25 protein-coding genes are annotated in these 25837 nt (G+C 71.4%); 6 read left to right on the top strand and 19 right to left on the bottom strand.

Going from position 1 to position 25837, the window contains the following annotated elements; genetic code table 11:
* Positions 1–3: 3 nt before the first annotated feature.
* The 8 genes from pgsA to ABGB12_RS07135 form a co-directional block, all read right to left on the bottom strand.
* Positions 4–561: a CDP-diacylglycerol--glycerol-3-phosphate 3-phosphatidyltransferase gene (pgsA, locus tag ABGB12_RS07170; protein ID WP_347675472.1), complete on the bottom strand. Its 558-nt coding sequence runs from the start codon at positions 559–561 to the stop codon at positions 4–6.
* Positions 558–1973 carry a 30S ribosomal protein S12 methylthiotransferase RimO gene (gene rimO, locus ABGB12_RS07165; RefSeq protein WP_347675471.1) on the bottom strand — a complete coding sequence of 472 codons (1416 nt, stop codon included), beginning with the start codon at positions 1971–1973 and terminating at the stop codon, positions 558–560. Before rimO ends, pgsA begins: the two co-directional genes overlap by 4 nt.
* Positions 1974–2041: 68 nt before the next feature.
* Positions 2042–2824, bottom strand: a complete 783-nt coding sequence (locus ABGB12_RS07160; protein ID WP_347675470.1) for a RodZ domain-containing protein — start codon at positions 2822–2824, stop codon at positions 2042–2044.
* An 84-nt stretch (positions 2825–2908) separates the two neighbouring features.
* A complete protein-coding gene (locus tag ABGB12_RS07155) occupies positions 2909–5479 on the bottom strand; it encodes a DNA translocase FtsK 4TM domain-containing protein (RefSeq protein WP_347675469.1) in 2571 nt (856 codons plus the stop codon).
* Positions 5480–5579: 100 nt separating this feature from the next.
* A complete protein-coding gene (locus ABGB12_RS07150; RefSeq protein ID WP_347675468.1) occupies positions 5580–6272 on the bottom strand; it encodes a Crp/Fnr family transcriptional regulator in 693 nt (230 codons plus the stop codon).
* A gap of 59 nt (positions 6273–6331) precedes the next feature.
* Positions 6332–7189, bottom strand: a complete 858-nt coding sequence (locus ABGB12_RS07145) for a 1,4-dihydroxy-2-naphthoate polyprenyltransferase (RefSeq protein ID WP_347675467.1) — start codon at positions 7187–7189, stop codon at positions 6332–6334.
* Positions 7186–8766 carry an MFS transporter gene (locus ABGB12_RS07140; protein ID WP_347675466.1) on the bottom strand — a complete coding sequence of 527 codons (1581 nt, stop codon included), beginning with the start codon at positions 8764–8766 and terminating at the stop codon, positions 7186–7188. The genes ABGB12_RS07145 and ABGB12_RS07140 overlap by 4 nt, the downstream gene beginning before the upstream one ends.
* A gap of 84 nt (positions 8767–8850) precedes the next feature.
* Positions 8851–9771: a DMT family transporter gene (locus tag ABGB12_RS07135; protein WP_347675465.1), complete on the bottom strand. Its 921-nt coding sequence runs from the start codon at positions 9769–9771 to the stop codon at positions 8851–8853.
* On the opposite strand from ABGB12_RS07135, the gene ABGB12_RS07130 reads away from it, so the two are divergent.
* From ABGB12_RS07130 to ABGB12_RS07110, 5 genes are all read left to right on the top strand, one after another.
* A complete protein-coding gene (locus ABGB12_RS07130) occupies positions 9770–11176 on the top strand; it encodes a PLP-dependent aminotransferase family protein (RefSeq protein ID WP_347675464.1) in 1407 nt (468 codons plus the stop codon). The genes ABGB12_RS07135 and ABGB12_RS07130 overlap by 2 nt on opposite strands.
* A 19-nt stretch (positions 11177–11195) precedes the next feature.
* Positions 11196–11726 carry a GNAT family N-acetyltransferase gene (locus tag ABGB12_RS07125; RefSeq protein WP_347675463.1) on the top strand — a complete coding sequence of 177 codons (531 nt, stop codon included), beginning with the start codon at positions 11196–11198 and terminating at the stop codon, positions 11724–11726.
* Between the two features lie 155 nt (positions 11727–11881).
* The gene (locus ABGB12_RS07120) at positions 11882–12061 is read left to right on the top strand and encodes a hypothetical protein (protein ID WP_347675462.1); all 180 of its coding nucleotides are present in this window, start codon (positions 11882–11884) and stop codon (positions 12059–12061) included.
* A gap of 194 nt (positions 12062–12255) precedes the next feature.
* Positions 12256–13173, top strand: coding sequence for a 4-hydroxy-tetrahydrodipicolinate synthase (gene dapA, locus ABGB12_RS07115; protein ID WP_347675461.1), 918 nt, complete (start codon positions 12256–12258; stop codon positions 13171–13173).
* Between the two features lie 19 nt (positions 13174–13192).
* Positions 13193–14881, top strand: a complete 1689-nt coding sequence (locus ABGB12_RS07110) for a ribonuclease J (RefSeq protein ID WP_347675460.1) — start codon at positions 13193–13195, stop codon at positions 14879–14881.
* A gap of 42 nt (positions 14882–14923) precedes the next feature.
* Here ABGB12_RS07110 and ABGB12_RS07105 read toward each other — a convergent pair whose 3' ends face one another.
* Positions 14924–15583 (bottom strand): uracil-DNA glycosylase, encoded by a 660-nt coding sequence (locus ABGB12_RS07105; RefSeq protein WP_347675459.1) that lies wholly within the window; start codon positions 15581–15583, stop codon positions 14924–14926.
* A 76-nt stretch (positions 15584–15659) separates the two neighbouring features.
* Here ABGB12_RS07105 and modA point away from each other — a divergent pair, with 76 nt between their 5' ends.
* On the top strand, positions 15660–16385 hold the full coding sequence (gene modA / locus ABGB12_RS07100) for a molybdate ABC transporter substrate-binding protein (RefSeq protein WP_347675458.1): 726 nt from the start codon (positions 15660–15662) through the stop codon (positions 16383–16385).
* Positions 16386–16401: 16 nt separating this feature from the next.
* On the opposite strand, the gene ABGB12_RS07095 is transcribed toward modA, so the two are convergent.
* From ABGB12_RS07095 to ABGB12_RS07050, 10 genes are all read right to left on the bottom strand, one after another.
* Positions 16402–16980, bottom strand: a complete 579-nt coding sequence (locus ABGB12_RS07095; protein ID WP_347675457.1) for a transglutaminase family protein — start codon at positions 16978–16980, stop codon at positions 16402–16404.
* Entirely contained in the window at positions 16977–17717 is a 741-nt protein-coding gene (gene dapB, locus ABGB12_RS07090; RefSeq protein ID WP_347675456.1) for a 4-hydroxy-tetrahydrodipicolinate reductase, read from the bottom strand. Before dapB ends, ABGB12_RS07095 begins: the two co-directional genes overlap by 4 nt.
* A gap of 165 nt (positions 17718–17882) precedes the next feature.
* Complete coding sequence (locus ABGB12_RS07085; RefSeq protein ID WP_347676087.1) at positions 17883–19226, bottom strand: pitrilysin family protein; 1344 nt, start codon at positions 19224–19226, stop codon at positions 17883–17885.
* Positions 19227–19322: 96 nt separating this feature from the next.
* Positions 19323–21650 carry a polyribonucleotide nucleotidyltransferase gene (locus ABGB12_RS07080; protein ID WP_347676085.1) on the bottom strand — a complete coding sequence of 776 codons (2328 nt, stop codon included), beginning with the start codon at positions 21648–21650 and terminating at the stop codon, positions 19323–19325.
* A 227-nt stretch (positions 21651–21877) separates the two neighbouring features.
* The gene (gene rpsO, locus ABGB12_RS07075; RefSeq protein ID WP_347675455.1) at positions 21878–22147 is read right to left on the bottom strand and encodes a 30S ribosomal protein S15; all 270 of its coding nucleotides are present in this window, start codon (positions 22145–22147) and stop codon (positions 21878–21880) included.
* Between the two features lie 168 nt (positions 22148–22315).
* Positions 22316–23257, bottom strand: coding sequence for a bifunctional riboflavin kinase/FAD synthetase (locus tag ABGB12_RS07070; RefSeq protein WP_347675454.1), 942 nt, complete (start codon positions 23255–23257; stop codon positions 22316–22318).
* 137 nt (positions 23258–23394) lie between these two features.
* Positions 23395–24060 carry a hemolysin III family protein gene (locus ABGB12_RS07065; RefSeq protein WP_347675453.1) on the bottom strand — a complete coding sequence of 222 codons (666 nt, stop codon included), beginning with the start codon at positions 24058–24060 and terminating at the stop codon, positions 23395–23397.
* 89 nt (positions 24061–24149) lie between these two features.
* The gene (gene truB / locus ABGB12_RS07060) at positions 24150–25025 is read right to left on the bottom strand and encodes a tRNA pseudouridine(55) synthase TruB (RefSeq protein WP_347675452.1); all 876 of its coding nucleotides are present in this window, start codon (positions 25023–25025) and stop codon (positions 24150–24152) included.
* Positions 25022–25486 (bottom strand): 30S ribosome-binding factor RbfA, encoded by a 465-nt coding sequence (gene rbfA, locus ABGB12_RS07055; protein WP_347675451.1) that lies wholly within the window; start codon positions 25484–25486, stop codon positions 25022–25024. Before rbfA ends, truB begins: the two co-directional genes overlap by 4 nt.
* 3 nt (positions 25487–25489) lie before the next feature.
* The gene (locus tag ABGB12_RS07050; protein WP_347675450.1) at positions 25490–25801 is read right to left on the bottom strand and encodes a DUF503 domain-containing protein; all 312 of its coding nucleotides are present in this window, start codon (positions 25799–25801) and stop codon (positions 25490–25492) included.
* Between the last annotated feature and the right edge of the window lie 36 nt (positions 25802–25837).

The raw sequence follows: 25837 nt of genomic DNA, 5'->3' as shown, positions 1-25837 counted from the left end.
CCCTCAGCCTAGTGCCGCACGCCGCCGCCCGTTGAGGTACTCGATCCCCGAGACGACGGTCGCCGCGACCGCGGCGCCCATGAGGATGCCGTTGAGCGGGTCGAGCCGGAACGGCAGCAGGTAGACGGTGATCGCCAGCATCTGCAGCGCCGCCTTGTACTTGCCGAGCCGCTCGGCCGCCACCACCACGTCGGCGCGCAGCAGCACCAGCCGGTGGACGGTCACCGGGATCTCCCGCAGCAGGATGATCGCGGTGGCCCACCAGGTGAGCTCTCCGTTGAGGGACAGCCCGACCAGCGCCGCCCCGGTGAGCAGCTTGTCGGCGATCGGGTCGACGATCTTGCCGAAGGTGGTGACCTCCGCGCGGCTGCGCGCGATCCGCCCGTCGGCCAGGTCGGTGAAGGCGGCGACCACGAACAGCAGCAGGGCGGTGACCCGCCAGCCGGTGCCCTCGCCGAGCACCAGCACGAGGAAGAACGGGGGGACGAGCACGACGCGCAGCATCGTCAGCACGTTGGCGAGGTTCAGATTCGAGACCCGCCGTGCCTGGGAGGCTGTCACCGACCCGGCCCCGTCGCCTCGCCGACCAGGTCGACGCCCTCGCTCTCGACGATCCGGACGTCGACCAGCGCGCCCGCCGTCAGGCCCGCGCCGCGCACGACGGTGCAGCCGTCGACCTCGGGCGCCTGGTGGAAACCGCGGCCCTCCCAGACCCCGGGCTCCAGCTCCCGCTCCACCAGCACCGTCAGCTCGGTGCCGACGCGCTCCTCGGCGCGCTGGGCGGTGAGCTCCTCGGCCAGCTCCGAGACCTCGGCCAGCCGCCGGTCCACCTCGTCGGAGTCGAGCTTGCCGTCCAGACCCGCCGCCTCGGTGCCGTCCTCGTCGGAGTAGCCGAAGACGCCGACGGCGTCCAGGCGCGCGGCCTCCAGGAAGCCGGTGAGCTCCGCCAGCTGCTCCTCGGTCTCACCGGGGAAGCCGACGATGAAGTTCGAGCGCACTCCGGCCTCGGGGGCCAGCGCCCGGACCTGAGCGAGCAGGTCGAGGAAGCGCGCCGGGTCGCCGAAGCGGCGCATCCGGCGCAGCACCGGCCCGCTGGCGTGCTGGAAGGACAGGTCGAAGTAGGGCACGACGCCGGGGGTTCCGGCGATGACCTCGATGAGGGAGGGGCGCAGTTCGGCCGGCTGCAGGTAGCTGACGCGCACCACGTCGATCACCTCGGTCAGCCGCGGCAGCAGCTTCTCCAGCAGGCGCAGGTCGCCCAGGTCCTTGCCGTAGGAGGTGGAGTTCTCGCTGACCAGGACGATCTCGCGCACGTCGTGCCCGGCGAGCCACTCGGCCTCGGCCAGCACCTCCTCGGGCCGCCGGGAGACATAGGAGCCGCGGAAGGCGGGGATCGCGCAGAAGGCGCAGCGCCGGTCGCAGCCGGAGGCCAGCTTCAGCGGCGCCACCGGCCCGCCGCCCAGCCGCTTGCGCAGCACCGTGGGGCCGGAGGCCGGGGCCACGCCCTCGGGCAGGTCCTGGATGCCATGCCCGGGCACGTGGACGTGTCCGGCGGAGCGCTCCACCGGGGTGATGGGCAGCAGCGTCCGGCGGTCCCTGGGCGTGTGCGCGGGGCGCTTGCGCCCGGCCACGACGTCGTCCAGCCGCTCGCCGATCCGGGCGTAGTCGTCGAAGCCGAGCACCGAGTCGGCCTCCGGCAGCGCCTCGGCGAGCTCGGAGCCGTACCGCTCGGCCATGCATCCGGCCGCGACGACCTTGGCGCCGGTGTCGTGCGCGGCGAGCAGGGTGTCGATCGAGTCCTTCTTGGCCGCGTCGATGAACCCGCAGGTGTTGACGACGACGACGTCGGCTCCCTCGGCTTCGTCCTGCAGCTTCCAGCCGGACGCCTCCAGCCGGGCGGCGAGTTCTTCTGAGTCGGTCTCGTTGCGCGCGCAACCGAGAGTGACCAGGGACACGATACGGGACTCGGGCATGCCCTAACGGTAGTGGGAACCCGGCCGTGTCCTGGAACCGGCCGCCCGGGAAGATCTCCCGAAACGGGTCAGACCGGGTCGCTGCTGCCGGGAACGAACGTCAGGCGGAGCACCTGCCCGTCCTCGCCGGGCACGCCCAGCTCCTTGCCGTTGACGGTGAGCACGACCCCGGCCGCGTTGCCGATCAGCACCCGCAGGCGCTTCTCGGCCCGCCACTCCCGCTGCTGGCCCTTGGGGATCATGGCGCTGAACAGCACCTTGCCCGCGGCGTCGCGGACGTTGACCCAGCACTGCTTAGTCGCCCGGACCATCACCACGACCTCGTTCTCGCCGATGGCGGCGGACGGCTGCCCCGCGGGGGCCTCGCCGAGGGCGTGAGCGTCGCCGTTCCCCGGCGTGGCGGTCGCGGGGGCGGCCGTGAGCGCGGGGTTCGCCGAACTCGCCGTCACCGGCGCGGGCGTGCGCTCGTCCTCGCCGTTGAAGACCTGGAAGACGCCGTAGACCATCACCAGGACGAGCGTGACGGCCATCGCCGCGCTCCAGTTCGGGGTCCGCCGCTCCCGGAACTTCAGAGGCTGTTCCGGCTCGAACGCGGTGGCGATGGCCAGCGCCCCGGGAGCGCCGCCATGACTTTCGTCATACTCGCGGATCATCGGGTCGGGATCGACGTCCAGCATCCGGGCGATGCTGCGGATGTGGCCGCGGGCGTAGAAGTTGCCGCCGCACAGGGAGTAGTCGTCCTGTTCGATCCGGCGGATCACCGTCTCGCGGATCCTGGTCCGTTCGCTGATCTGCTTCACGGTGAGTCCCGCATCGCGGCGCGCCTGCCCAAGGGTCTCACCAATGCTCATGAAGGCCTCCGCCGCGACGTTGCAATGCAGCCAAGTCTAGAAAACGTGTTCTTCTCCTGCGATACGCAACGCCGCATTAGTTGATCACGAATTGAGCGCGCCCAGGACCTCTGGAAGGTCTTCCGGTTTGACCAGGACGTCCCGGGCCTTCGATCCCTCGGAGGGACCCACGATGTTCCTGCTCTCCATGAGGTCCATCAAACGTCCTGCCTTGGCGAAACCGACCCTCAGTTTCCGCTGCAGCATCGAGGTCGACCCGAACTGGGTGGAGACGACCAGTTCGATCGCCTGCATCAGCAGCTCGAGGTCGTCGCCGATCTCCTCGTCGACCTCCTTGCGCGGCGCGGCCTCGCCCTGGACGTCCTCGGCGTACCGGGCCTCCATCTGGTCCTTGCAGTGCTCGACGATGCCCGCGATCTCCTTCTCGGAGACGTAGGCGTTCTGCAGCCGCATCGGCTTGGAGGCGCCCATCGGCAGGAAGAGCGCGTCGCCCTGGCCGACGAGCTTCTCCGCGCCCGGCTGGTCGAGGATGACCCGGCTGTCGGCCAGCGAGGAGGTCGCGAAGGCCAGCCTCGAGGGCACGTTGGCCTTGATGAGGCCGGTGACGACGTCGACGGACGGGCGCTGGGTGGCCAGCACCAGGTGGATGCCGGCGGCGCGGGCCAGCTGGGTGATCCGCACGACGTGGTCCTCGACGTCGCGCGGGGCGACCATCATCAGGTCCGCCAGCTCGTCCACGATCACCAGCAGGTACGGGTAGGGCGTGTAGACCCGCTCGCTGCCGGGCGGCGCGGTGAGCTTGCCCGCCCTCACCGCCTTGTTGAAGTCGTCGATGTGCCGGAACCCGGAGGCGGCCAGGTCGTCGTACCGGCGGTCCATCTCGCCGACGACCCAGCCGAGCGCCTCGGCCGCCTTCTTGGGATTGGTGATGATCGGCGTGATCAGGTGCGGGATCCCGGCGTACGCCGACAGCTCCACCCGCTTGGGGTCGACCAGGATCAACCTGACCTCATCCGGGGTGGCCCGCATGAGGATCGAGGTGATGAGCCCGTTGATGCAGGTCGACTTGCCGGCGCCGGTGGCGCCCGCGATGAGGATGTGCGGCATCTTGGCCAGGTTCGCCACGACCGTCCGGCCCTCGACGTCCTTGCCCAGGCCCACCAGCATCGGGTGCTGGTCGGTCTGGGCCACCTGGGAGCGCAGCACGTCACCCAGGGAGACCAGGTCCTTGTCGGTGTTGGGGATCTCGACGCCGATCGCGGACTTGCCGGGGATCGGGGAGATGATCCGCACGTCCTGGCTCTTGACCGCGTAGGAGATGTTCTTGGTGAGCGCGATGACCTTCTCGACCTTGACCGCGGGGCCGAGCTCGATCTCGTAGCGGGTGATCGTCGGGCCCCTGGTGAACCCGGTGACCTGGGCGTCGACGTCGAACTGCTCCAGCACCCCGGTGAGCGCGTCGACGACCGTGTCGTTGGCCTTGGTCCGCGGCTTGAGCGCCGAGCCGGGCCGCAGCAGCGACGGGGCGGGCAGCTCGTAGATCTCGCCGCTGGAGTTCAGCGGCAGCTGCTCGGCGCGGCGCGGCGCGGGCGTCGGGTCGGGGACGGCCGGGATGTCGGGCCCCGGCGCCTCGTCCGGGGCCTGCGGAACGGCGGGGGTCTCCAGGACGGTCGGCGCCGGGTCGCCGAAGAGCTCGTCGGCCAGGTCCCGGGTCCGCTCGCCGGGTTCGACGACGGGGGTGTCGTAGGGCCTGGTGTGCTCTCCGACCGAGAACTCGCCGTCTTCCTCGGGGTCGGGGCGCTGCTTCTTTTTCTTCTTCGGCTTGTCGCCCTTGTCCTTGCCCGGCTTCTCGGGCTCGGCGGCCGGCTTCGGGCGCTCCTTGAGCATCGTCAGCTGCAGCAGCTCCTGGAACCTGTCCGGGATGCGGTGCACCGGCGTCTTGGTCACCACGAGCAGTCCGAAGAACGCCACGAGCAGCAGCAGCGGGACCGCGACCCAGGCGGACAGGACGATCTCCAGCGGCGCGGAGACCAGCCAGCCCAGCACCCCTCCGGCGTCCCGGACCCGGTCCATCTGCGACCGCGGCGTGGGGGTGCCCAGCGCGATGTGGACGATGCCGGCGATGCCCAGGAACAGGGCGCTGGACCCGATCGCTATCCGGCCGGTGTCGGCGTTGTGCTCGGGGTGGCGCAGCACGCCCCAGGCCAGGCCGGCCAGGAAGATCGGCAGCACCATGGCGAACTTGCCGAGCCCGCCGCGCACCACCAGCTCCAGCACCTGGGTGAACCAGCCGTGCGGCGTCCACCACAGCACCGAGGCCAGGATGATCGCCACCCCGAGCAGCGTCAGCCCCAGGCCGTCGCGGCGGTGCTCCTCGTCCAGGTCGCGCGCGCCGTCGCCGTAGGCGCGGAACACCGAGCCGACGCCGCGGGCGAAGAGCATCCACAGTCCTGCGAACATCCGGAAGAAGCCGAGGAAGAGGGAGCTGATCGGATCGGGTCCCGGCCTCGCGGGCCCCGGCCTCCGGGCGGGCGCCGGCCTCCGGGCCGGTTTCTTCGCGGGAGGACGACGACGTTGCGCGGAGGCTTTGGAGGGACGCTTGGGGGACCCGCCACGAGAGGAGTTCCGTGTACCTCCGGACGCACGTGAGGCCATGCCGTTGAGCGTAACTCGTGATACAAGAGCAACCAAGAACAAAACGGGCGGGCGTGTCGTCCGGAGGCCCTCCGGCGGAGTCCCGGCCGGATCGCGACGGTCAGATCATGAACTTCCGGGCGTGCTCGCGCAGCCCCTCGGCGTCGAGCAGCACGGTCTGCCGCCAGCTGTTGCGGATGAGGCCCTGCGCACGCCACTCGCGCATGGCCCGGGCGACGGTCTCCCGGGAGACGTCCACGCAGCTGCCCAGCTCGGTCTGCGACAGCGGCGGAAGGCTGATCCCCCCGTCGGGGTCCGGCAGCCCGCTCTGCTCGGCCAGCTTGAGCAGGAACAGGGCGAGCCGGCCCGCGCCCACGTGGCTGCCCAGCGACAGGATGCGCTCATCGGACTGGGCCAGCCTGCGGCTGAGGGTCTGGTAGACCTTCGGCCAGGCGTCGGGGTGCTCGTTGAGGAAGGCGCGGAACCGCTGGCGCGGCACCACCAGGGCGATGAGCTGGTGCAGGGCGGTGACGGTCGCCGTCCTGGGCGACTCGGTGAGCAGTCCGGTCTCCCCGATCAGCTCCCCCGGCCCGCGGACGGCGATCACCCGCTCCCTGCCCTCGCTGTCGCCGACGCAGATCTTGGCCCATCCCCTCTGCAGGATGAGCACCTGGTCCGGGGGCTCTCCCTGCAGGCACAGGTGGTCGCCCTTGCGGTATCTGCGGCTGCGGCCCCCGCGCACCAGGGTGTCGCGCGCGGCGGGGTCGAGACTGCTCCAGAAGGCTTCGCGGTTGACCTTCGAGGCGGGGGTCATATTCCTACAGACGAAAGAAAGGACGACGGGGATCCAATTATCCGCAAATCCCGGATTTTCTAAAGGGCCAATCCCACGGTGAGCAACGCCCCGAAGACCAGCTGCAGCCGGCCCGTCTCCCCCAGCACCGCGATGAGCTCCGGCCCCTGCGCCCCCTCCAGCACCCGCCGGGAGGGGCGGATCGACAGCGGCGCGGCCAGCAGCGCCAGCAGCGCCCACGGCCTGCCGACGGCCAGGCCGAGGACGAGGGGGAACGGAAGGGCCAGGCACAGCGCGTACAGCAGCCGGGCGAGCGGGTCGCCCAGCACCACCGCCAGGGTGCGCTTGCCGGTCATCGCGTCGGTGTCCAGGTCGCGGATGTTGTTGACCACCAGCATCGCGCAGGCCAGCAGCCCGACCGGGACGGAGGCCGCCCAGGCCGTCCAGGGCAGCTCCTCCAGCTGGACGTAGACCGTGCCGAGCACCGCGACGAGCCCGAAGAACACGAAGACCGAGACCTCGCCCAGCGCCCGGTAGCCGTACGGGCGGGAGCCCCCCGTGTAGCCCCAGGCGGCGGCGATCGCCGCCGCGCCGATGAGCAGCAGCCACCAGGTCGTGACGGCGGCCAGCACCAGCCCGGCCACCCCGGCCAGCGCGAAGCAGGCCAGCGCCGCGGCCAGCACCCGCTTGGCGGGTTTCGTGCCCGAGCCCACCAGCCGCAGCGGCCCGACCCGGTCGGCGTCGGTGCCCTTGATCCCGTCGCTGTAGTCGTTGGCGTAGTTCACCCCGACCTGCAGGACGAGGGCGACGAAGAGGGCGAGGCCCGCCCGCCACCAGACGGGGTGGCCCTCGCCCACGGCGAGCCCGGTGCCCACGGCGACGGGGACGACGGCGGCGGGCAGCGTCCGAGGCCTGGCCCCGGCGATCCAAAGCTTCATGTGTCTCTTCTGCGGAGCCGGAGGGTCATGATCAGTCCGACCGCGAGGATACCGGCGGTCACCAGCGCCGCGTGGGCGGTCGCCGCCGCCAGGCTCTCCACCGCGGCGTCGGCCAGCGAGGGGTTGCCGGCGTGCAGGTCGGCCGCGGACGAGCCCACGCTGTGCTGGAGTTCCCGGGCCGCGGCCGCGTCCCCGGAACGTTCCCGCATGACGTGGCCGAGACTGGTCGCGAAGACCGTGCCGATCAGGGCGATGCCCAGGGCGCTGCCCACCTGCCGGGCGGTGGACTGGGTGCCGGACGCCTGGCCCGCGCTGGCCCGCGGGATCTCGGACAGGGACAGGTTGGTCAGCTGGGCCGAGGTCAGGCCCAGGCCCAGGCCGTACATGAGCATCCAGGGCGCCAGGGCGAACCCGGTCGTCCCGGCGTGGACGGTCAGGCCGATCGCCAGCACCGCCGCCACCTCGGCGGCCATGCCGAGCTGCACGATCCGGTGCTCGCCCATCCGCTCCGACAGCCGGGAGGCCAGCCCGCCGGAGAGGAACGCGCCGAGGGCCAGCGGGAGGATGGCCACGCAGATCTGCAGCGGGGAGTCCCCGTGCGCGCCCTGCAGGAACAGCGGCAGCACGAACAGCAGGCCCAGTTCCCCGACGCTGATGAGCGAGGCGGCGATGCTGCCGCGCCGGAAGCTGGCGATCCGGAACAGGCTCAGGTCGAGCATCACCGGCAGGCCCGCGCGCGTCCTGCGCCGTTCCACCGCCGCCAGCGCGGCCAGCAGCAGCACTCCGGCGGCCAGCACCAGCGGGATCGGGGACAGGCGCAGTCCCGCGGAGACCGGCCATCCCGCGAAGTCTTCGGCGGGGCCCCACCAGCCGTAGGTCTGGCCCTCGATCAGCACGAAGACCAGCGCCCCCAGACCGAGCGCCGACAGCGCTCCCCCGGCCCAGTCCAGGCCGCCCCGGTCCCCGGGATCCCTGGTCTCGGGGACGTAGCGGCGCACGCCCGCGACCAGCAGCAGGCCCAGCGGCAGGTTGATCAGGAACGCCCAGCGCCAGCCCTGCCAGGTGGCCAGCCAGCCGCCCAGCAGCGGGCCCGCCGCGGACATGCCGCCGATCATGGAGCCCCAGACGCCGAAGGCGACGGCCCGGTCCCTGCCCTGGAACAGCGTGTTGATCGTGGAGAGCGTGGCGGGCATGATCATCGCCGCGCCCAGGCCCTGCAGCGCCCGCGCCGCGGTCAGGGAGGCGCTCCCTCCCGCCAGGGCCGCGCCCACGCTGGCCAGCATGAACACCCAGGTGCCCAGGACGAGCATCCGGCGCCTGCCGAACCGGTCGGCCAGCCGGCCGAACGAGATCAGCAGCGCCGCGAACATCAGCGAGTAGATCGAGGTGACCCATTCCGCCTGGGTCGCGCGCAGCCCGAACTCGTCCACCATGCCGGGCAGCAGGACGCTGACGATGGTGGCGTCCACGACGATCAGCGACACCGCGAGGCTGATCACCGCGAGGCCGAGCCAGCGGCCCCGTCCCGGCTCGACGGCCGGTTCCACCGGGACCTCGGCCGTCACGGGCACGCTCATAGTCATCCTGCTCGGAACAGAGGGGTCGAGGAGATCCCGGTAAGCCTAAACCCGTCTCTTCCAGCACCGACACGCCCCCCTGCCTCAGGCCGGGGCCGGTTCCGCCGCGGGTTCCCGCGGTGTTTCCCCCCGGGCGCGCTGGGCCCAGACGACGCATCCCAGGACGGCGAGGGCCGCCAGCCCGGTCTGGGCGTCCAGGTCCTCGCCGAGGAAGAGGGCGGCCCAGCCCAGGGTGAGCAGCGGCTGGGCGAGCTGGACTTGGCCGCCCCTGGCGATCCCGGCCCGGGCCAGGCCCGCGTACCAGGCGAAGAACCCCAGGAACATCGAGAAGAACGACACGTACCCGAATCCGGCGAGGCTCTCGGCCGTCCAGGACGGTTGCGTCGTCGCCAGCAGCCAGGCCGTCACCGGGACGGTGAGGGGCGCGAAGATCACCAGGGCCCAGCAGATCACCTGCCAGGCGGGCATCGTCCTGGCCATCCGCCCGCCCTCGGCGTAGCTGATCCCGCCCAGCACGAGGGCCGCCCCGAACAGCAGGTCGGCGGACGTGAACCCGCCGCCGCCCTGCAGGAGGGTGAACAGGGTGACGCAGGCCGCGCCGCTGCCGGCCGCCATCCAGAAGGCGGCGGGCGGGCGTTCCCCCGCGCGGAGCGTCGCCATGATCGCCGTGACGGCGGGCAGCAGCCCGATGACCACCGCACCGTGCGCGGCACTCGCCCCCTGGGCCAGGGCGAGGGTGGACAGCACCGGGAAGCCCACCACCACGCCCAGTCCGACGATCACCGCTCCCTTCCGGTCGCGGAGGCGGCCCGCGCGGACCCACAGCAGCGCGCCGGCCGCCGGGACCGCGGCCAGGGCCGCCCTGCCGACGCCGATGAGCATCGGGTCCAGTCCGCGCAGCGCCAGCACGGTGGCGGGGAAGGTGAAGGAGAACACCAGGGTGCCGAGGAAGGCGAGGAAGAGCGCTATCTTCCCGCCTTCGGTAGCGCTATCGTTATCTCTCATGAACAAGGATAGCAGTATCGCTCTCCTCGCCCAAAGGCTCAGGGCAGAGGCCCGGCTCCTTCCCGCAGGTGAGCGGCTGCCGTCCAGCCGGACGCTGACCGAGCGCTACCGTGTCAGCCCCGTCACCGTTTCCCGGGCCCTGGCGCTCCTGGCCGCGGAGGGGGTCGTGGTGACCCGCCCCGGCAGCGGCACCTTCGTCGCCGAACGCCGGGCGGCGGGCCGCCCCGCGGACTTCGGCTGGCAGTCGGTGGTGCTCGGCGAGGGCCAGGGAGGCGTCGAAGGCATGGCCCGTCTGCTCACCCCTCCCCCCGCGGACGCGATAGCGCTGAGCGGCGGCTATCTCCCCCTGGCGTTCCAGCCGCTCCGGGCGCTGGCCGCCGCGAGCGCCCGGGCCGCGCGGCGTCCCGAGGCCTGGCAGGTTCCGCCGCTGGCCGGCCTGCCGGAGCTGCGCGCCTGGTTCGCCGCCCCGGTCGGGGCCGAGCCGTCCGACGTGCTGGTCGCCGGAGGCGGCCAGGCCGCCCTGTGGACCACGCTGCGCGCCCTCCTCAGGCCCGGGGAGCCGCTGCTCATGGAGTCCCCCACCTACCATGGCGCGATCATCGCCGCCCGCGCCGCCGGGCTGCACCCGGTGCCCGTGCCCATGGACGGGCGCGGAGTGCGGCCCGACCTCCTCGCCGAGGCATTCGCCCGCACCGGCGCCCGCGCCTTCTACTGCCAGCCCGCCTTCCACAACCCCACCGGCGCCGTGCTGGCCCCCGAACGCCGGGCCCGGGTCCTGGAGGCCGCGCGGACCGCCGGGGCCTTCGTCATCGAAGACGACTTCGCCAGGTACCTGGCCTTCTCCACCCCGCCGCCCCCGCTGGCGGCGGCCGACCCGGACGGCACCGTGGTGCACCTGGCCTCCCTCACCAAGCCGACCGCCCCGTCGCTGCGGATCGCCGGGATCACCGCGCGGGGTCCGGTCGCCGAACGCCTGCGCGCCTGCCAGCTGGTGGAGTCCTACTACCCGGCCAGGCCGCTGCAGGAGACCGCGCTGGAACTGGTGACCTCTCCGGCCTGGCCCCGCCATCTGCGGGCCGTCTCGGCAGAGCTGCGCGCCCGCAGGGACGCCCTGGTGCGGGCGCTGGCGGTCCACCTGCCGGAGGTGGAGCTCGTCTCCCTGCCCGAAGGGGGCATGCACCTGTGGGTCAGGCTCCCCGACGGCACCGACGACACCGCGCTGGCCGATGCCGCCCGCGCCCACGGAGTGATCGTCGGGCCGGGGAGGCCCTACTTCCCGGCCGAGCCGCCCGCCCCCCACCTGCGGCTCAACTACAACTGCACGCCCACCGCCGAGGACCTCGCCGAAGGGGTCCGCAGGCTGGCGCGCGCCCTGCGTTCCAGGCCGTCCGGAACGTCCTCGTGAAGCGGTAGCGTTACCGGCCATGGCGGATGTCGGCGTCAGGGACGCGACCCTCAGCGACACGGCGGCGGTGGCCGAGATCCAGGTCCGGGCCTGGAAGGCCGCCTACCGGCCCTTCATGCCCGCGGAGCCGCTGGCCGAGATGACGGCCTCGGCCGAGCCCTGGCGGGAGCGCTGGGCCGAGGCCGTCACCGCCCCGCCCTCCCCCCGCCACCGGCTCCTGGTCGCGGTGGCCGACGGACTGGTCACCGGGTTCGCCGCGTTCGCCCCCGCCTCCGACCCCGATCTGCTGCCCGAGGAGGACGCCGAGCTGATCGCCCTGGCCGTCGACCCGGGCCGCGCCCGCGAGGGCCACGGCAGCCGGCTGCTGGCCGCGGTGGCCGACCTGCTGCGCGAGCACTCCTTCCGCACCGCCGTCACCTGGGTCTTCACCGAGGACGCCGCGCTGCGCTCCTTCCTGGAGCCGTCCGGCTGGGCCCCGGACGGGGCCCGGCGCACCCTGGAGCTGGAACGGCCGGTGGAGATGGTCAGGCTGCACACGTCGCTGGCCTGAATCCCGCCCGGAGTAAGGGGAATCACGCCGTCCGGCCACCCCGGTTGTCACGTTCCCTTTTCCCCGTTCCCGCAGGTCGCAAGGGGATTGCCGAAACGCCCGGATGCGGTGAGCATCGGGAGATCCCAGTCGGTCCTGTGACGTGGAGAGAGGCGATGACGGTGGAGGACGCACGGCGGACGCTGGCCGAGCTGCACACGGAGTTCTCCGGATGGCGCATCGGCCTCGGCGGATCCGGTCACTGGTGGGCCGTGCGGGGCAACGAGCTGGTCCGGACCCCTCATCTGGCGGAGCTGCGGGCCAGGCTGGCCGAGCTGGCCGGTTCCATCTCCTGAAAGAAGCAGAGAAAACCGCGTAACGCGGGATTCGCCGGTCACGATGACGGGATGACGCCATTTTGATCCACGTACCCCCGAGCGCGGATCGAAATGGCGTCACCGCATCTCAGCGGCGCCGCCCGCCACCGGTTCCCCGGCTGACACGCCCTTCGGCACCCGTGGAATGCCCACGGACGGGTACGGTTCGGTGCATGGCACCCAGCACTACACCCGACGCGCCGTTCGGCCGGATGCTCACCGCGATGGTCACCCCCATGCTCGCCGACGGCTCGGTCGACTACGACGGAGCGGCGCGCCTGGCCGTCCACCTGGTGGACGAGCAGCGTCATGACGGCCTGGTGATCAACGGCACCACCGGAGAGTCCCCCACCACCACCGACGACGAGAAAGAGCGCGTCCTGCGCGCCGTCGTCGAGGCCGTGGGCGACCGCGCGTCCATCGTGTTCGGCGCCGGCAGCAACGACACCCGCCACAGCATCGAGCTGGCGAAGATGGCCGAACAGGCCGGAGCCCACGGCCTGCTGATCGTCTGCCCCTACTACAACAAGCCGCCGCAGGAAGGCGTCTACCGCCACATGACGGCGATCGCGGACTCCACCGGCCTGCCCGTGATGCTCTACGACATCCCCGGCCGCACGGGCATCCCGATCGAGACCCCGACCCTGCTCCGGCTCGCCGAGCACCCCAGGATCGTCGCGGTCAAGGACGCCAAGGGCGACCTGTTCGCCGCCTCCCAGGTGATGGCCGCCACCGACCTGGTGTTCTACTCCGGCGACGACGTCCTCAACCTCGCCTGGCTCTCCCAGGGCGCCGCGGGGTTCGTCAGCGTGGTGGGGCACGTCGCCGGGTCCGACCTCCATGAGATGATTGACCTCTATAGGTCCGGCGACGTCGCCGGAGCGCTGGCCCTCCATCGCCGGCTGCTCCCCGTCGTCACCGCGATCATGACCCGGACCCAGGGGGTCATCGCGACCAAGGCTGCGCTGAACCTGCTGGGTCGGCCCGGCGGGACCGTGCGCGCCCCGCTGGTGGACGCCACGCCCGAGTTCGTGGCGCGACTGCGCGAAGACTTGATCACGGGGGGTATCAAAGTGGAGGCCACTGAGTGAGTCATACCGAGGGTGCCCTATGAGCCACCCGCATCCCGAGTTGGGCCCGCCTCCGGCGCTGCCCTCAGGCGGCCTGCGCATCGTCGCGCTGGGCGGGCTCGGAGAGATCGGCCGCAACATGGCCGTGTTCGAGTACGAGGGACGGCTGCTGATCGTCGACTGCGGCGTGCTCTTCCCCGAGGAGGAGCAGCCCGGCATCGACCTCATCCTGCCGGACTTCGAGTACATCCGTGACCGCCTCGACGACGTCGAGGCCGTGGTCCTCACGCACGGGCACGAGGACCACATCGGCGCGGTCCCCTATCTGCTGCGCGAACGGGGGGACATCCCCCTGGCGGGCTCCCGGCTGACGCTGGCGCTGCTGGAGGCCAAGCTGGCCGAGCACCGGATCAAACCGGTCCTGCAGCCGGTCGCCGACGGGGAACGCCGCTCCTTCGGGCCGTTCGAGTGCGAGTTCCTGGCGGTCAACCACTCCATCCCGGACGCGATGGCCGTGGCCATCCGCACCCCCGCCGGGCTGGTCGTGCACACCGGCGACTTCAAGATGGACCAGCTCCCGCTGGACGGCCGGCTGACCGACCTGCCGGGCTTCGCCAGGCTCGGTGCCGAGGGCATCGACCTGCTGATGTCCGACTCCACCAACTCCGAGGTGCCCGGGTTCGTCACCAACGAACGCGACATCTTCGCCGCGGTGGACGAGGTCTTCCGCACCGCCCAGGAGCGGATCATCGTGGCGTGCTTCGCCTCGCACATCCACCGGGTGCAGCAGGTGCTGGACGCGGCGGCCAAGGAGGGGCGCAAGGTCGCCTTCGTGGGCCGCTCGATGGTGCGCAACATGGGCGTGGCCCGGGACCTGGGCTACCTCAGCGTCCCCGACGGCCTCCTGGTCGACCCCAGGGCGCTGGACGAGCTGCCGCCCGAGAAAGTGGTCCTGGTCTGCACCGGGTCCCAGGGCGAGCCGATGTCGGCGCTGTCGCGGATGGCCAACCGCGACCACCACCAGATCCGCATCACCGAGCGCGACACGGTGATGCTGGCCTCCTCGCTGATCCCCGGCAACGAGAACTCGGTGTACCGGGTGATCAACGGGCTGATCCGCTGGGGCGCCCGGGTGGTGCACAAGGGCAACGCCCTGGTCCACGTGTCGGGCCACTCCTCGGCCGGGGAGCTGCTCGTCCTGCTGAACCTCACCAAGCCGTCGAACTTCATGCCGGTGCACGGCGAGTGGCGGCACCTGAGGGCCCACGCCCGGCTGGCCTCGCTGACCGGCGTCCCGGACGAGAACATCGTCATCGCCGACGACGGCGTGGTGGTCGACCTCATCGACGGGCACGCCCAGATCGTCGGCGCGGTCCCCGCCGGATACGTCTACGTGGACGGCTCCAGCGTCGGTGAGATCACCGAGGCCTCGCTCAAGGACCGGCGCATCCTCGGTGAGGAGGGCTTCGTCTCGGTGGTCGTGGTCGTCGACTCCACCACCGGCAAGGTCATCGCCGGGCCGGAGATCCACGCCCGGGGCGCGGGCATCGGGGACGCGGACTTCAACGAGGTCATCGGCCGCATCAACGCGACCCTGGCCGAGGCCGCGGCCGACGGCGTCGCCGACTCGCACCAGCTGCGGCAGCGCATGCGCCGCACCCTCGGCAAGTGGGTGGCCGACAGCTACCGCCGCCGGCCGATGATCGTCCCGGTGGTCATCGAGGCTTGAGTCCGTGGCGCCCGGCCCCGCCGGGCGCCACGGCCGGCGCTCTCACCAGTCGATCTCCCGCAGCCCCGCGTCGGCCAGCGCCTTGTTCACGGTGCTGAACGGCCTCGTCCCGAAGAAGGCGCGCGCGCTCAGCGGGCTGGGGTGCGCCGACTCGTGCACCACATGCTGGGGCGCGGTGACCAGCGCCGCCTTCTTGCGGGCGTAGGCGCCCCACAGCACGAAGACGACCCGCTCCTCCTTGGCGTTCAGCGCGCGGATCGCCGCGTCGGTGAACTGCTCCCAGCCCTTCTTGGCGTGCGAGCCCGCCTCGCCGGCCCGCACCGTCAGCACCGCGTTGAGCAGCAGCACCCCCTGCTCGGCCCAGCGGCCCAGGTCCCCGTCCGCCGGGGGCGTGACGCCCAGGTCGGCGGCGAGCTCCTTGTAGATGTTGCGCAGGGACGGCGGGAGCTTGACCCCCTCCCGGACGCTGAAGCTCAGCCCGTGCGCCTGCCCGGGGCCGTGGTAGGGATCCTGGCCGAGGATGAGCACCCGCGCGTCCGCGTACGGGGTGCGGTGGAAGGCGGAGAAGAGGTCCTCGCCGGGAGGGTAGACCGTCCGCGTCTGGTACTCCTCGGCCACGAAGGAGCCGAGCGCCGCCGTGGCCAGGGGGTCGAGGTCCAGGGCGTCGCGCCAGTCCGGGGGAAGTTTCTCGGTCAAGTCCATGCGGAAACCCTAACGATCACCGGTGACACTTCCGGGGGAATCCAGGACGAGTCTTGATCCGGTTATGGTGTTGATCATGCGTGTTCTGGCTGCGTTCCTGCTGTTCCTCCCGGTCGCGGCCGGCTGCGGCACCGACGGCGGGGGCCCGGTCACCCTGCGGGTGCTCGCGGACTCCTCCCTCACCGAGGTGATGTCGGACCTCACCGCCGTCTACCGGCAGTCCCACCATCATCTGCGGTTCCGGCTGCGGCTGGACGGCTCCCAGATCCTCACCGGCGAGCTCGGCTCGGGGGACGTGGTCATCACGGCCGACACCCGGTCGCTCAGATCCCCCGAGGAGGAGCTGGAGCCGGCCAGGACCGTCGCCCGCAACTCCCTGACCATAGCCGTCGCCCCCGGCAACCCGCTGCGCGTCCGCGACCTGGTGCGGCTGGCCGACCGGCGGCTGAAGGTGGTGCTCGGCCCCTCCACGGGCCCGCTGGGCCGCTATTCCCAGCAGGTGCTGGGCAACGCGGGCGTGGCCGTCAAACCCCGCTCCGAGGAGGCCAGCGCCCGCGCCGTGCTGGGCATGGTCCGCAGCGGCCAGGCCGACGCCGGACTGGTCTACATCACCGACATGAAGTCGGCGGGCGCCGCCGCCAGCAGCGTGGCCATCCCCGCGGCCCAGAACGCCGCGGTCCTGTATCCGGCCGCCGCGATCACCGACTCCCCCCACCGGGACGAGGCCGTGGCCTTCGTGAACTGGCTGGCCTCCCCCGAGGCCACCGTCCTGTTCAACAAGTACGGCTTCCAGTCCCCCTGAACCGCCCGCGAAAGCCTCAGGGAAGCTCGGAGGGCAGGCCGCCCGAGCAGAGGACGGCGCGGTCCTCGGCCTCCCGCAGGGCCCTGAGGACCTTCTCCGGGGGCTGGGCGTAGACCTCGGGGTAGTCGGCCTCCCCGGCGGCCGGGTCGACGTGGAAGGCGGTGATGTCCTCCTCGGCGGAGAACCAGGTGCGCAGGCCCGGACGGTCGCCGCGCGGATCGAGCCGCACCCATCTGTCGTCGCCCACCTGCACGGCGGCGAGGCCGTGCAGGACGAACCCGTCCCCGTCGGCCAGCCGCTGGTAGCAGAACCCCGACGGGATGCCCGCGAGGCGCAGCAGCGCCACGTACAGGTGGCACTTGGCGTAGCACAGGCCGGTGCCCTGCTCCAGGACGTCCGAGGCCCGCCAGGGCACCCGGAGGTCCGAGGCGTCCACGGAATGCGCGACCTCGTCGCGGACGAAGTCGAACGCGGCCCGCGCGTACTCCAGGTCCCCGTCGGGGAAGCGGGAGCTGAGCGCCTGGATCGAGGGGTGCTCGAAGTCCACCGCCTCGGACTCGCCGAGGAAGTCCCAGGGCTCCCCGATGAAGATCACAGGCCCAGTAGCGGTTCGAGGCCGAGCACCAGGGGTTCGGGCAGGTCCGCGACCTTGCGCACGCCCAGCAGGACGCCGGGCATGAACGACTCGCGGTTCATCGAGTCGTGGCGGATGGTGAAGACCTCGCCGTGCCCTCCGAGCAGCACCTCCTGGTGGGCGATGAGCCCGGAGAGCCGCACCGAGTGGACGCGCACGTCCTGCACGCTCGTTCCGCGCGCCCCCTCCAGCTCGCTGGCGGTGGCGTCCGGGGAGGCCGGAACCCCGGCCTCGCGCCGGGCCTCGGCGATCAGCTCGGCCGTCCGGTAGGCGGTGCCGCTGGGCGCGTCCAGCTTGTTGGGGTGGTGCAGCTCGATGATCTCCACGGACTCGAAGAACGGGGCCGCCTTCTGCGCGAAGTGCATCATCAGCACCGCGCCGACGCCGAAGTTGGGCGCGATCAGCACCTTGGCGCCCGGGGTCTCCCGCTGCCAGGCCCGCACCCGCTCGACCCGCTCGGGCTCGAAGCCGCTGGTGCCGACGACCGCGTGGATCCCGTGCCCGATCAGGAAGCGGAGGTTGTCCATCACCACGCCGGGGTGGGTGAAGTCCACCACGACGGACGCCTGCTTGAGCGCCTCCAGGGAGTCCCCCTGGTCGACCACGGCGACGAGCTCCATGTCCTGGGCGCCCTCGACGGCGCGGCAGACCTCCGCGCCCATCCGGCCCCGGCCGCCCAGCACTCCGACCTTGATCACTTCAGTTCCTCCCGACGTCTCACGCGTTCGAAAGCCTATCGCGGAAGCAAAACATGAGATTTCTTCACCCCGGGGCCCGGGACAGGGCACACTGAAAGAGGACCGGGTCACGCGCCGACCCGGTCCTCTTTCTTTCGCGCTCCGGCCGCTCCCGCCCGGAGCGGCTCAGACGGTGAACTCCCGGTCCTCGAACGGACCGATGATCGTCAGCGTCGGCCGCTGCTCCAGCAGCCCCCGCGCCAGCGTGTTGACCTCGTCCAGGCTCACCGCGTCGATGCGGGCCAGCACCTCGTCCACCGACAGCAACGACTCGTAGACCAGCTCGCTCTTGCCGATCCGGCTCATCCGCGACCCGGTGTCCTCCAGGCCCAGCACCGTGGAGCCGCGCAGCTGGCCCTTGCCCCGGTCCAGCTCCTCGGCGGTCAGACCGCGTGTGGCGGCCTTGGCGAACTCCTCCTGGCAGATCTTCAGCACCTCGTCCACCTTGGCCGGCTGGCAGCCCGCGTACAGGCCGAACGAGCCGGTGTCGCAGTGCTGGGAGGTGTAGCTGTAGACCGAGTAGGCCAGCCCGCGCTTCTCCCGGATCTCCTGGAACAGCCGCGACGACATGCCGCCGCCGAACGCGGCGTTGAACACCCCCAGCGCGAACCTGCGCTCGTCGTGGCGGGCCAGGGCCGGCACGCCCAGCACCAGGTGCGCCTGCTCGGTGTCGTCCACGATCAGCCGGGCGCCGCCGCCCAGCGTCGGCGTGGCCTCCCCGCCGAGACGCGGCGGGGCCGGACGCTCCGACGACCCGCTCAGATGCGTAGAGAACGCCCGTCCCACCAGTTCGACGACCCGGTGGTGGTCGACGTTGCCGGCGACCGCGACGACGAGGTTCGGCGCCCGGTAGTGCGAGTGGTAGTACCGCGCGATGCCGTCACGGCGCAGCGAGTTGATGGTGTCGACCGTGCCGAGGATCGGCCGGCCCAGGGGCGCGTCCCCGTACATCGCGATGGAGAACTCGTCGTGGATGAGGTCCGACGGGTCGTCGTCCCGCATCGAGATCTCCTCCAGGATGACCCCGCGCTCGGCCTCCACGTCGGCCTCCTCGATCAGCGAGGAGGTGACCATGTCCGAGACGACGTCCACCGCCAGCGGCAGGTCGCTGTCGAGCACCCGCGCGTAGTAGCAGGTGTACTCCTTGGCGGTGAAGGCGTTGAGGTCGCCGCCGACCGCGTCCATCGTGGCGGAGATGTCGAGCGCGCTGCGCCGGGCGGTGCCCTTGAACAGCAGGTGCTCCAGATAGTGGGTGGCCCCGGCGTCGACGAGGTCCTCGTCCCGCGAGCCGATCCCGGCCCAGATGCCGAACGCGACCGAACGCACCGTCGGCATGGTCTCGGTGACCACCCTCAGCCCGCCCGGCAGCACGGTACGCCGTACGGTCCCCACTCCATCGACCCCCGGGTAGAGGGTGACGGTGCTTCCGGGCTCCTGCTCCGCGGCGGTGATCCCGGCCTCTCCCGACATGGTCACTGGGTCTCTCTCTTCACGGTCTCGGCGTATTGACGCGGCGACCGACCGGCCCGCACCACGAGGGAGGGGCCGGCCGGTCGCCATGGTGTTTCAGGAGTTGCGGTCGGCCCGGTCCCCGCCGCGGTCGCCGCGGTCGGACGCCGGACGCCTGGTCCGGGTGCGCCGAGGCCGCTCCGAGCGCTCCTCGCCCGACGCGGCCTCGCCCTCGGCGGGAACCTCGCCGTCGCCCTCGGCGGCAGCGGCGGCCTCCTTCTCGATGACCTCGACCGGGACCAGCGAGAGCTTGCCGCGCGGGTCGATCTCGCTCACCTCGACCTGGATCTTCTCGCCGACCTTGATGAAGTCCTCGACGTTCTCGATCCGGACGCCGCCGTGGAGCTTGCGCAGCTGCGAGACGTGCAGCAGGCCGTCCTTGCCCGGCATGAGGGAGACGAACGCGCCGAAGGTGGTCACCTTGACGACCGTGCCCAGGTAGCGCTCGCCGGTCTCCGGCATGTGCGGGTTGGCGATCGAGTTGATCGCCTGACGCGCGGCCTCGGCGGAGGGGCCGTTGGTCGCGCCGACGTAGATGGTGCCGTCGTCCTCGATGGTGATCTCGGCGCCGGTGTCCGCCTGGATCGAGTTGATCATCTTGCCCTTCGGGCCGATGACCTCGCCGATCTTGTCGACCGGGACCTTGATGGTGATGATCCGCGGCGCGTACTCGCTCATCTCGCCGGCGCCCTCGATGGCGTCCTGCATGACGTCCAGGATCGCCAGCCGGGCCCCGCGGGCCTGGCGCAGCGCGGCGGCGAGCACCTCGGCGGGGATGCCGTCGAGCTTGGTGTCGAGCTGCAGCGCGGTGATGAGCTCCCGGGTGCCGGCGACCTTGAAGTCCATGTCGCCGAACGCGTCCTCGGCGCCCAGGATGTCGGTCAGCGTGACGTACTCGCCGCCCTCGTGGATGAGGCCCATCGCGATGCCCGCGACCGGCGCCTTCAGCGGCACGCCCGCGTCCAGCAGCGACATCGTGGACGCGCAGACCGAGCCCATCGAGGTCGAGCCGTTGGAGCCCAGCGCCTCGGAGACCTGACGGATGGCGTAGGGGAACTCCTCGCGGGTGGGCAGCACCGGCAGCAGCGCCCGCTCGGCCAGCGCGCCGTGGCCGATCTCGCGGCGCTTGGGCGAACCGACCCGGCCGGTCTCACCGACCGAGTACGGCGGGAAGTTGTAGTTGTGCATGTAGCGCTTGGTGCGCTCGGGGTTCAGCGTGTCGATCGTCTGCTCCATGCGGAGCATGTTCAGCGTGGTGATGCCCAGGATCTGGGTCTCGCCGCGCTCGAACAGCGCCGAGCCGTGCACCCGCGGGACCACGTGGGCCTCGGCCGACAGCTGGCGGATGTCCTTGACGCCGCGGCCGTCGATGCGCACCCCGTCGCGGATGATCCGCTCGCGGATGAGCTTCTTGGTGAGCGCGCGCAGGGCGGCGGGGATCTCCTTCTCCCGGCCCTCGAACCGCTCGGCGAGCTTCTCGGCGGTCTCGGCCTGGATCTGCGAGAGCCGCTCCTCCCGCTCCTGCTTGCCGGCGATGGTCAGCGCCTGGCTCAGCTCCTCGGTCGCGGTGGCCGACACGGCCTCCAGGACGTCGTCCTCGTAGTCCAGGAAGACCGGGTACTCGGCGGTCTCCTTGGCGGCGATCTGGGCCAGCTCGGCCTGGGCGCGGCACAGTTCCTTGATGAACGGCTTGGCCGCCTCCAGGCCCTGGGCGACGCTCTCCTCGTTGGGGCCGACCGCGCCCTCGGCCACCAGGCCGAGCGTGGAGGTGGTGGACTCGGCCTCCACCATCATGATCGCGACATCGCCGTCGGGCAGCGTGCGGCCCGCCACGACCATGTCGAAGGTGGCCCGCTCCAGCTCGGGGTGGGTGGGGAAGGCCACCCACTGGCCGTCGATCAGGGCGACGCGCACGCCGCCGATCGGGCCGGAGAACGGCAGGCCCGCCAGCTGGGTGGACATGGAGGCGGCGTTGATGGCCGCCACGTCGTACAGGTGGTCGGGGTGCAGCGACATGACCGTCACCACGACCTGGATCTCGTTGCGCAGGCCCTTGACGAAGGACGGGCGCAGCGGCCGGTCGATGAGCCGGCAGGTGAGGACGGCGTCCTCCGACGGGCGGCCCTCGCGGCGGAAGAACGAGCCGGGGATGCGGCCCGCGGCGTACATCCGCTCCTCGACGTCGACCGTCAGGGGGAAGAAGTCCAGGTTCTCCTTGGGCCGCTTGGACGCGGTGGTCGCGGAGAGGATCATGGTCTCGTCGTCCAGGTAGACGACGGCCGAACCCGCCGCCTGGCGCGCGAGCCGGCCGGTCTCGAACCGGACCTTGCGTACGCCGAACGAGCCGTTGTCGATGACGGCTTCGGAGCTGTGCGCTCCATCGATGCGAATGGCATCGGACACGGGAAACCTCCAGGTTCCGTAGTTCCCCGCTCCCGCATCTCTCGCTCGAGATCCTTGCCGGTCTTCGATCGAAGCCCGCGGATCGCCGTGATCCGGTGGCCACTACCGAGGACCGGCCCTCGAAGGCCTGAGGAGGCGTTCGCGGGCTTGTTCTTCGATTATGCGAGAGGGAGTGATCCTCGGCTGTGGATCACTCCCTCACGTGGGTGCTAGCGGCGCAGACCGAGGCGCTCGATCAGCTGGCGGTAGCGGCTGATGTCCTTGTTCTGCAGGTACTTCAGCAGCCGACGACGACGGCCGACCAGCAGGAGCAGGCCGCGGCGGCTGTGGTGGTCGTGCTTGTGCGCCTTGAGGTGCTCGGTCAGATCGTTGATCCGCCGGGTCAGCAGCGCGACCTGGACCTCCGGGGATCCGGTGTCACCCTCAGTGGTCGCATACTCGGCGATGATCTGGTTCTTGACGGCGGTGTCCAGGGACACGTGACTCCTTAGATTTTGCTCGACACCCGCAGCCGCAGCCGCAGAGTGCGTTCAGTGAATCGTGCCGACCCCGTGCCGGGTTCGGGCACTCGCCCGCCACCATGAGGGAGCAGCGGACAACGCACCGGGACGAAAATCCCGATGACTACTTACCGTATCACGGCGATTCTAGACCCGCGTCACTTCGCGCGCGCGGGCCACGTCGCGCTCCATCTCGGCGATGAGGTCCTCGATGGAGTCGAACTTGACCATGCCCCGGATCCTGCTGACGAAGTCGACCGCGACGTGCTCGCCGTACAGGTCCAGATCGTCCCGGTCCAGCGCGTAGGCCTCCACCGTCCGGGTCACGCCCTCGAAGGTGGGGTTGGTGCCGACGGAGATCGCGGCGGGCCAGCGCACGTCCGGGTAGCGTTCGGAGTCGCAGACCAGGTAGCCGGCGTACACGCCGTCGGCGGGGACCGCCGTGTGCGGCAGCGACTCCACGTTGGCGGTGGGGAAGCCCAGGGCCCGGCCGCGCTGGTGCCCGCGCACCACGATGCCCTCGACCCGGTGCGGACGCCCCAGCAGGTGCGCCGCCTCCTCGACCGCGCCCTCGGCCAGCCTGGCCCGGATGGCGGTGGAGGAGATGGTGTCGCCGTCGGCCACCAGCGGAACCCCCTCTGCCGTGAAGTCGTACTTCTCGCCCAGCTCCCGCAGCAGGGCGACGTCCCCCTTGGCCCGGTGGCCGAAGCGGAAGTCCTCCCCCACGATCACCCGGGCGGCGTGCAGGCGGTCCACCAGCACGGACTGGACGAACTCGTCCGGCCCCATCCGGGACAGCTCCAGGGTGAAGGGCACCACCATGATCGCGTCCGTGCCCAGCTCGGCCAGCAGCTCGGGCCGCCGGGCGCCCGACGACAGCAGCGGCGGGTGACTGCCCGGCCGCACCACTTCGTCCGGATGCGGGTCGAAAGTGATCACCACGCAGGGGAGTCCCAGTTCGGCGGCGAGTTCCACGGCCCGGCCGACGACCTTCTGGTGGCCGCGGTGGACACCGTCGAACACCCCGATGGTGACGACCGACCTGCCCCAGTCCCGGGGCACCTCATCGAGGCCGTACCAACGCCGCACCTACTCGCTCCCTAGCTTCGTGAGCCCATCCGTGGCCCTACCCGGGACAAGACTGCCATGCCCGGGGCGGCGGCATGCACGCCGCACCCCCGTTGCACCGACTCTACTCGTGGGTAGCAAACGGGGCCCCACCGCCCTCACGCCCGGTAGACCACCAGGGAGACCGCCACGTACTGGCACACATAGGCCGCCAGCGTGAAGGCGTGGAAGACCTCGTGGAACCCGAACCACCGGGGCGAGGGGTCGGGCCGCTTCATGGCGTAGATCACGCCTCCGGCGCTGTAGAGGGCGCCGCCGACCGCGATCAGGATGAGCGCGGTCAGGCCCGCCCCGGCGTAGAACTGGGGCAGCGCCAGCACCGCCACCCAACCCAGGCCGATGTAGCAGGCGGTCGACAGCCAGCGCGGCGCCGACAGCCAGACCGTCTTGAAGACCACCCCCGCGAGCGCGCCGGCCCACACCCCGGTCAGGATCAGCGTCCGGGTGGCGCCCTCCAGCGCCAGCAGCGCGAACGGCGTGTACGTGCCCGCGATGATCAGGTAGATGTTCGCGTGGTCGAAGCGGCGCATCGCCGCCTCTCCCCTGGGCCCGAACTGATTGCGGTGGTAGGTCGCCGAGATGCCGAAGAGCAGCCCCGAGGTGACGGCGTAGACCGCCGAGCCGATCCTGGCCTGCAGGGTCGGCCCGAAGGTCACCAGCACCAGCCCGCCGATCAGCGCCGCGGGGAAGGCCCCCAGATGCAGCCATCCGCGCAGCCGCGGCTTCAGCGGCGTCTCGATGACCCGTTCCAGCGTCGAGACCATGACTTCCTCCACCCCTTACCTACGTATCCGTAGGTTACGGCATCGTAGGTTGCCGCCGGAAGGTGATGATGTTCACGGCGAGTCCCGCTTCAGGAGACGAACACCGCGAGCGGCCGGGCCTGGGAGCCCTTCTCCTCCACCAGCGACAGCAGCGCGCCGTCCGGGCCGAACACCCCTATCGGACCCTCGCCGAGCCCCAGCGCGCGCAGACGGCCGCCGTGGGCCACCAGCCGCGCCTCCTCCTCGGTGACGTCACGGCGCGGAAAGGCCGCCGCCACCGCCTCCGCCATGGGCAGGATCACGCAGTCCTCCGCGAGCTGCTCCAGGGTCCGGGCCTGATCGAGCCGGTAGGGCCCCACCGCGGTGCGGCGCAGCGCCGTCAGATGCCCGCCGACGCCCAGCGCCCCGCCCAGATCCCGGGCGAGCGACCGGATGTAGGTGCCGGACGAGCACGTCACCGAGACGTCCACGTCCACGACGTCGCCGGTCCGGCGGATCTCCAGGACGTCCAGGCCGTGGACGGTCACCGGCCGGGCCTTCAGCGCGACCTCCTCGCCCTGCCTGGCCCTCTTGTAGGCCCGCTCCCCGTTCACCTTGATCGCGCTGACCTGGGGCGGCACCTGCATGATCTCGCCGGTGAGCGTCTTGGCCGCGTCGACGATCTCGGCGTCCGCCAGGTGCCCGGCGGGGACCGCCCCGGTGGGCTCCCCCTCGGCGTCGTCGGTGCTGGTGCTCTCCCCCAGCCGGATCGTGCCGTCGTAGACCTTCGTGGTCAGCGCCAGATGCCCCAGCAGCCTGGTCGCCTTCTCCACCCCGACCACCAGCACCCCGGTGGCCATCGGATCCAGGGTGCCGGCGTGCCCGACCCTGCGGGTGCCCGCCAGGCGGCGCATCCGGGCGACCACGTCGTGGGAGGTCCACCCGGCGGGCTTGTCGACGATCACCAGACCGGACACGGGACTCACGACTCGTCCTCGTCGTCCTCTTCGGACTCCTCGTCCTCGTCCTCGTCCTCGACCTTGTAGGGGTTGGCGTCGCCGGCGTGCCGGGCGCCCACCGCCTTGGCCGCCACCTCGGCGTCCTGCTCCTTGGCCTTGGCCAGCAACTCCTCGATGTGGTGGGCGTTCTCCATCACGCCGTCCAGCTCGAACACCAGGGACGGGGTGTGCCGGATCCCGGTCTTGCGGCCGACCTCCGAGCGGATGACGCCCTTGGCGCTCTCCAGCGCCGCGGCGGTCCCCGCCTTCTCCTCATCCGTCCCGTACACCGTGTAGAACACGGTGGCGTCCCGTAGATCGTTCGTCAGCTTGGCGTCCGTGATCGTCACGAACCCCAGCCTGGGGTCCTTGATCCGCCGCTCCAGCATCTCCGCCACGATCTGCTGAATCCGGTCGGCGAGCTTGCGCGCCCGCGCCGCATCCACCATGGCCTACTCCTCGTCGTCATAGATCCGCTGCCGCGCCGACAGCAGTTCGATCTCCGGGCGACCGGCCACCAGCCGCTCGCACTTCTCCAGGACCTCCTGGCAGTTGCCCGCGCTCGCGGACACCACGGCGATGCCGATCTCCGCCCTGCGGTACAGGTCGTGGTCCCCGGTCTCGGCGACCGCGACCGCCGGGAAGCGCTTGAGCACCTCCGCGATGAGGGGCCGTACGACCCCCCTCTTCTCCTTCAGGGAATGCACGTCCCCCAACAGCAGGTCAAGGGTCAACGCCCCCACGAACAAGGGCCACCTCCTCATGGTCGTCAGTCAAAACAGGGGCGCCCCGGAATCTCA

The sequence above is a fragment of the Actinocorallia sp. B10E7 genome (assembly GCF_039871655.1).
Lineage (GTDB): Bacteria > Actinomycetota > Actinomycetes > Streptosporangiales > Streptosporangiaceae > Actinocorallia.
Note: the sequence above shows the minus strand (reverse complement) of the source record. Positions and strands in the feature narration are given on the sequence as shown.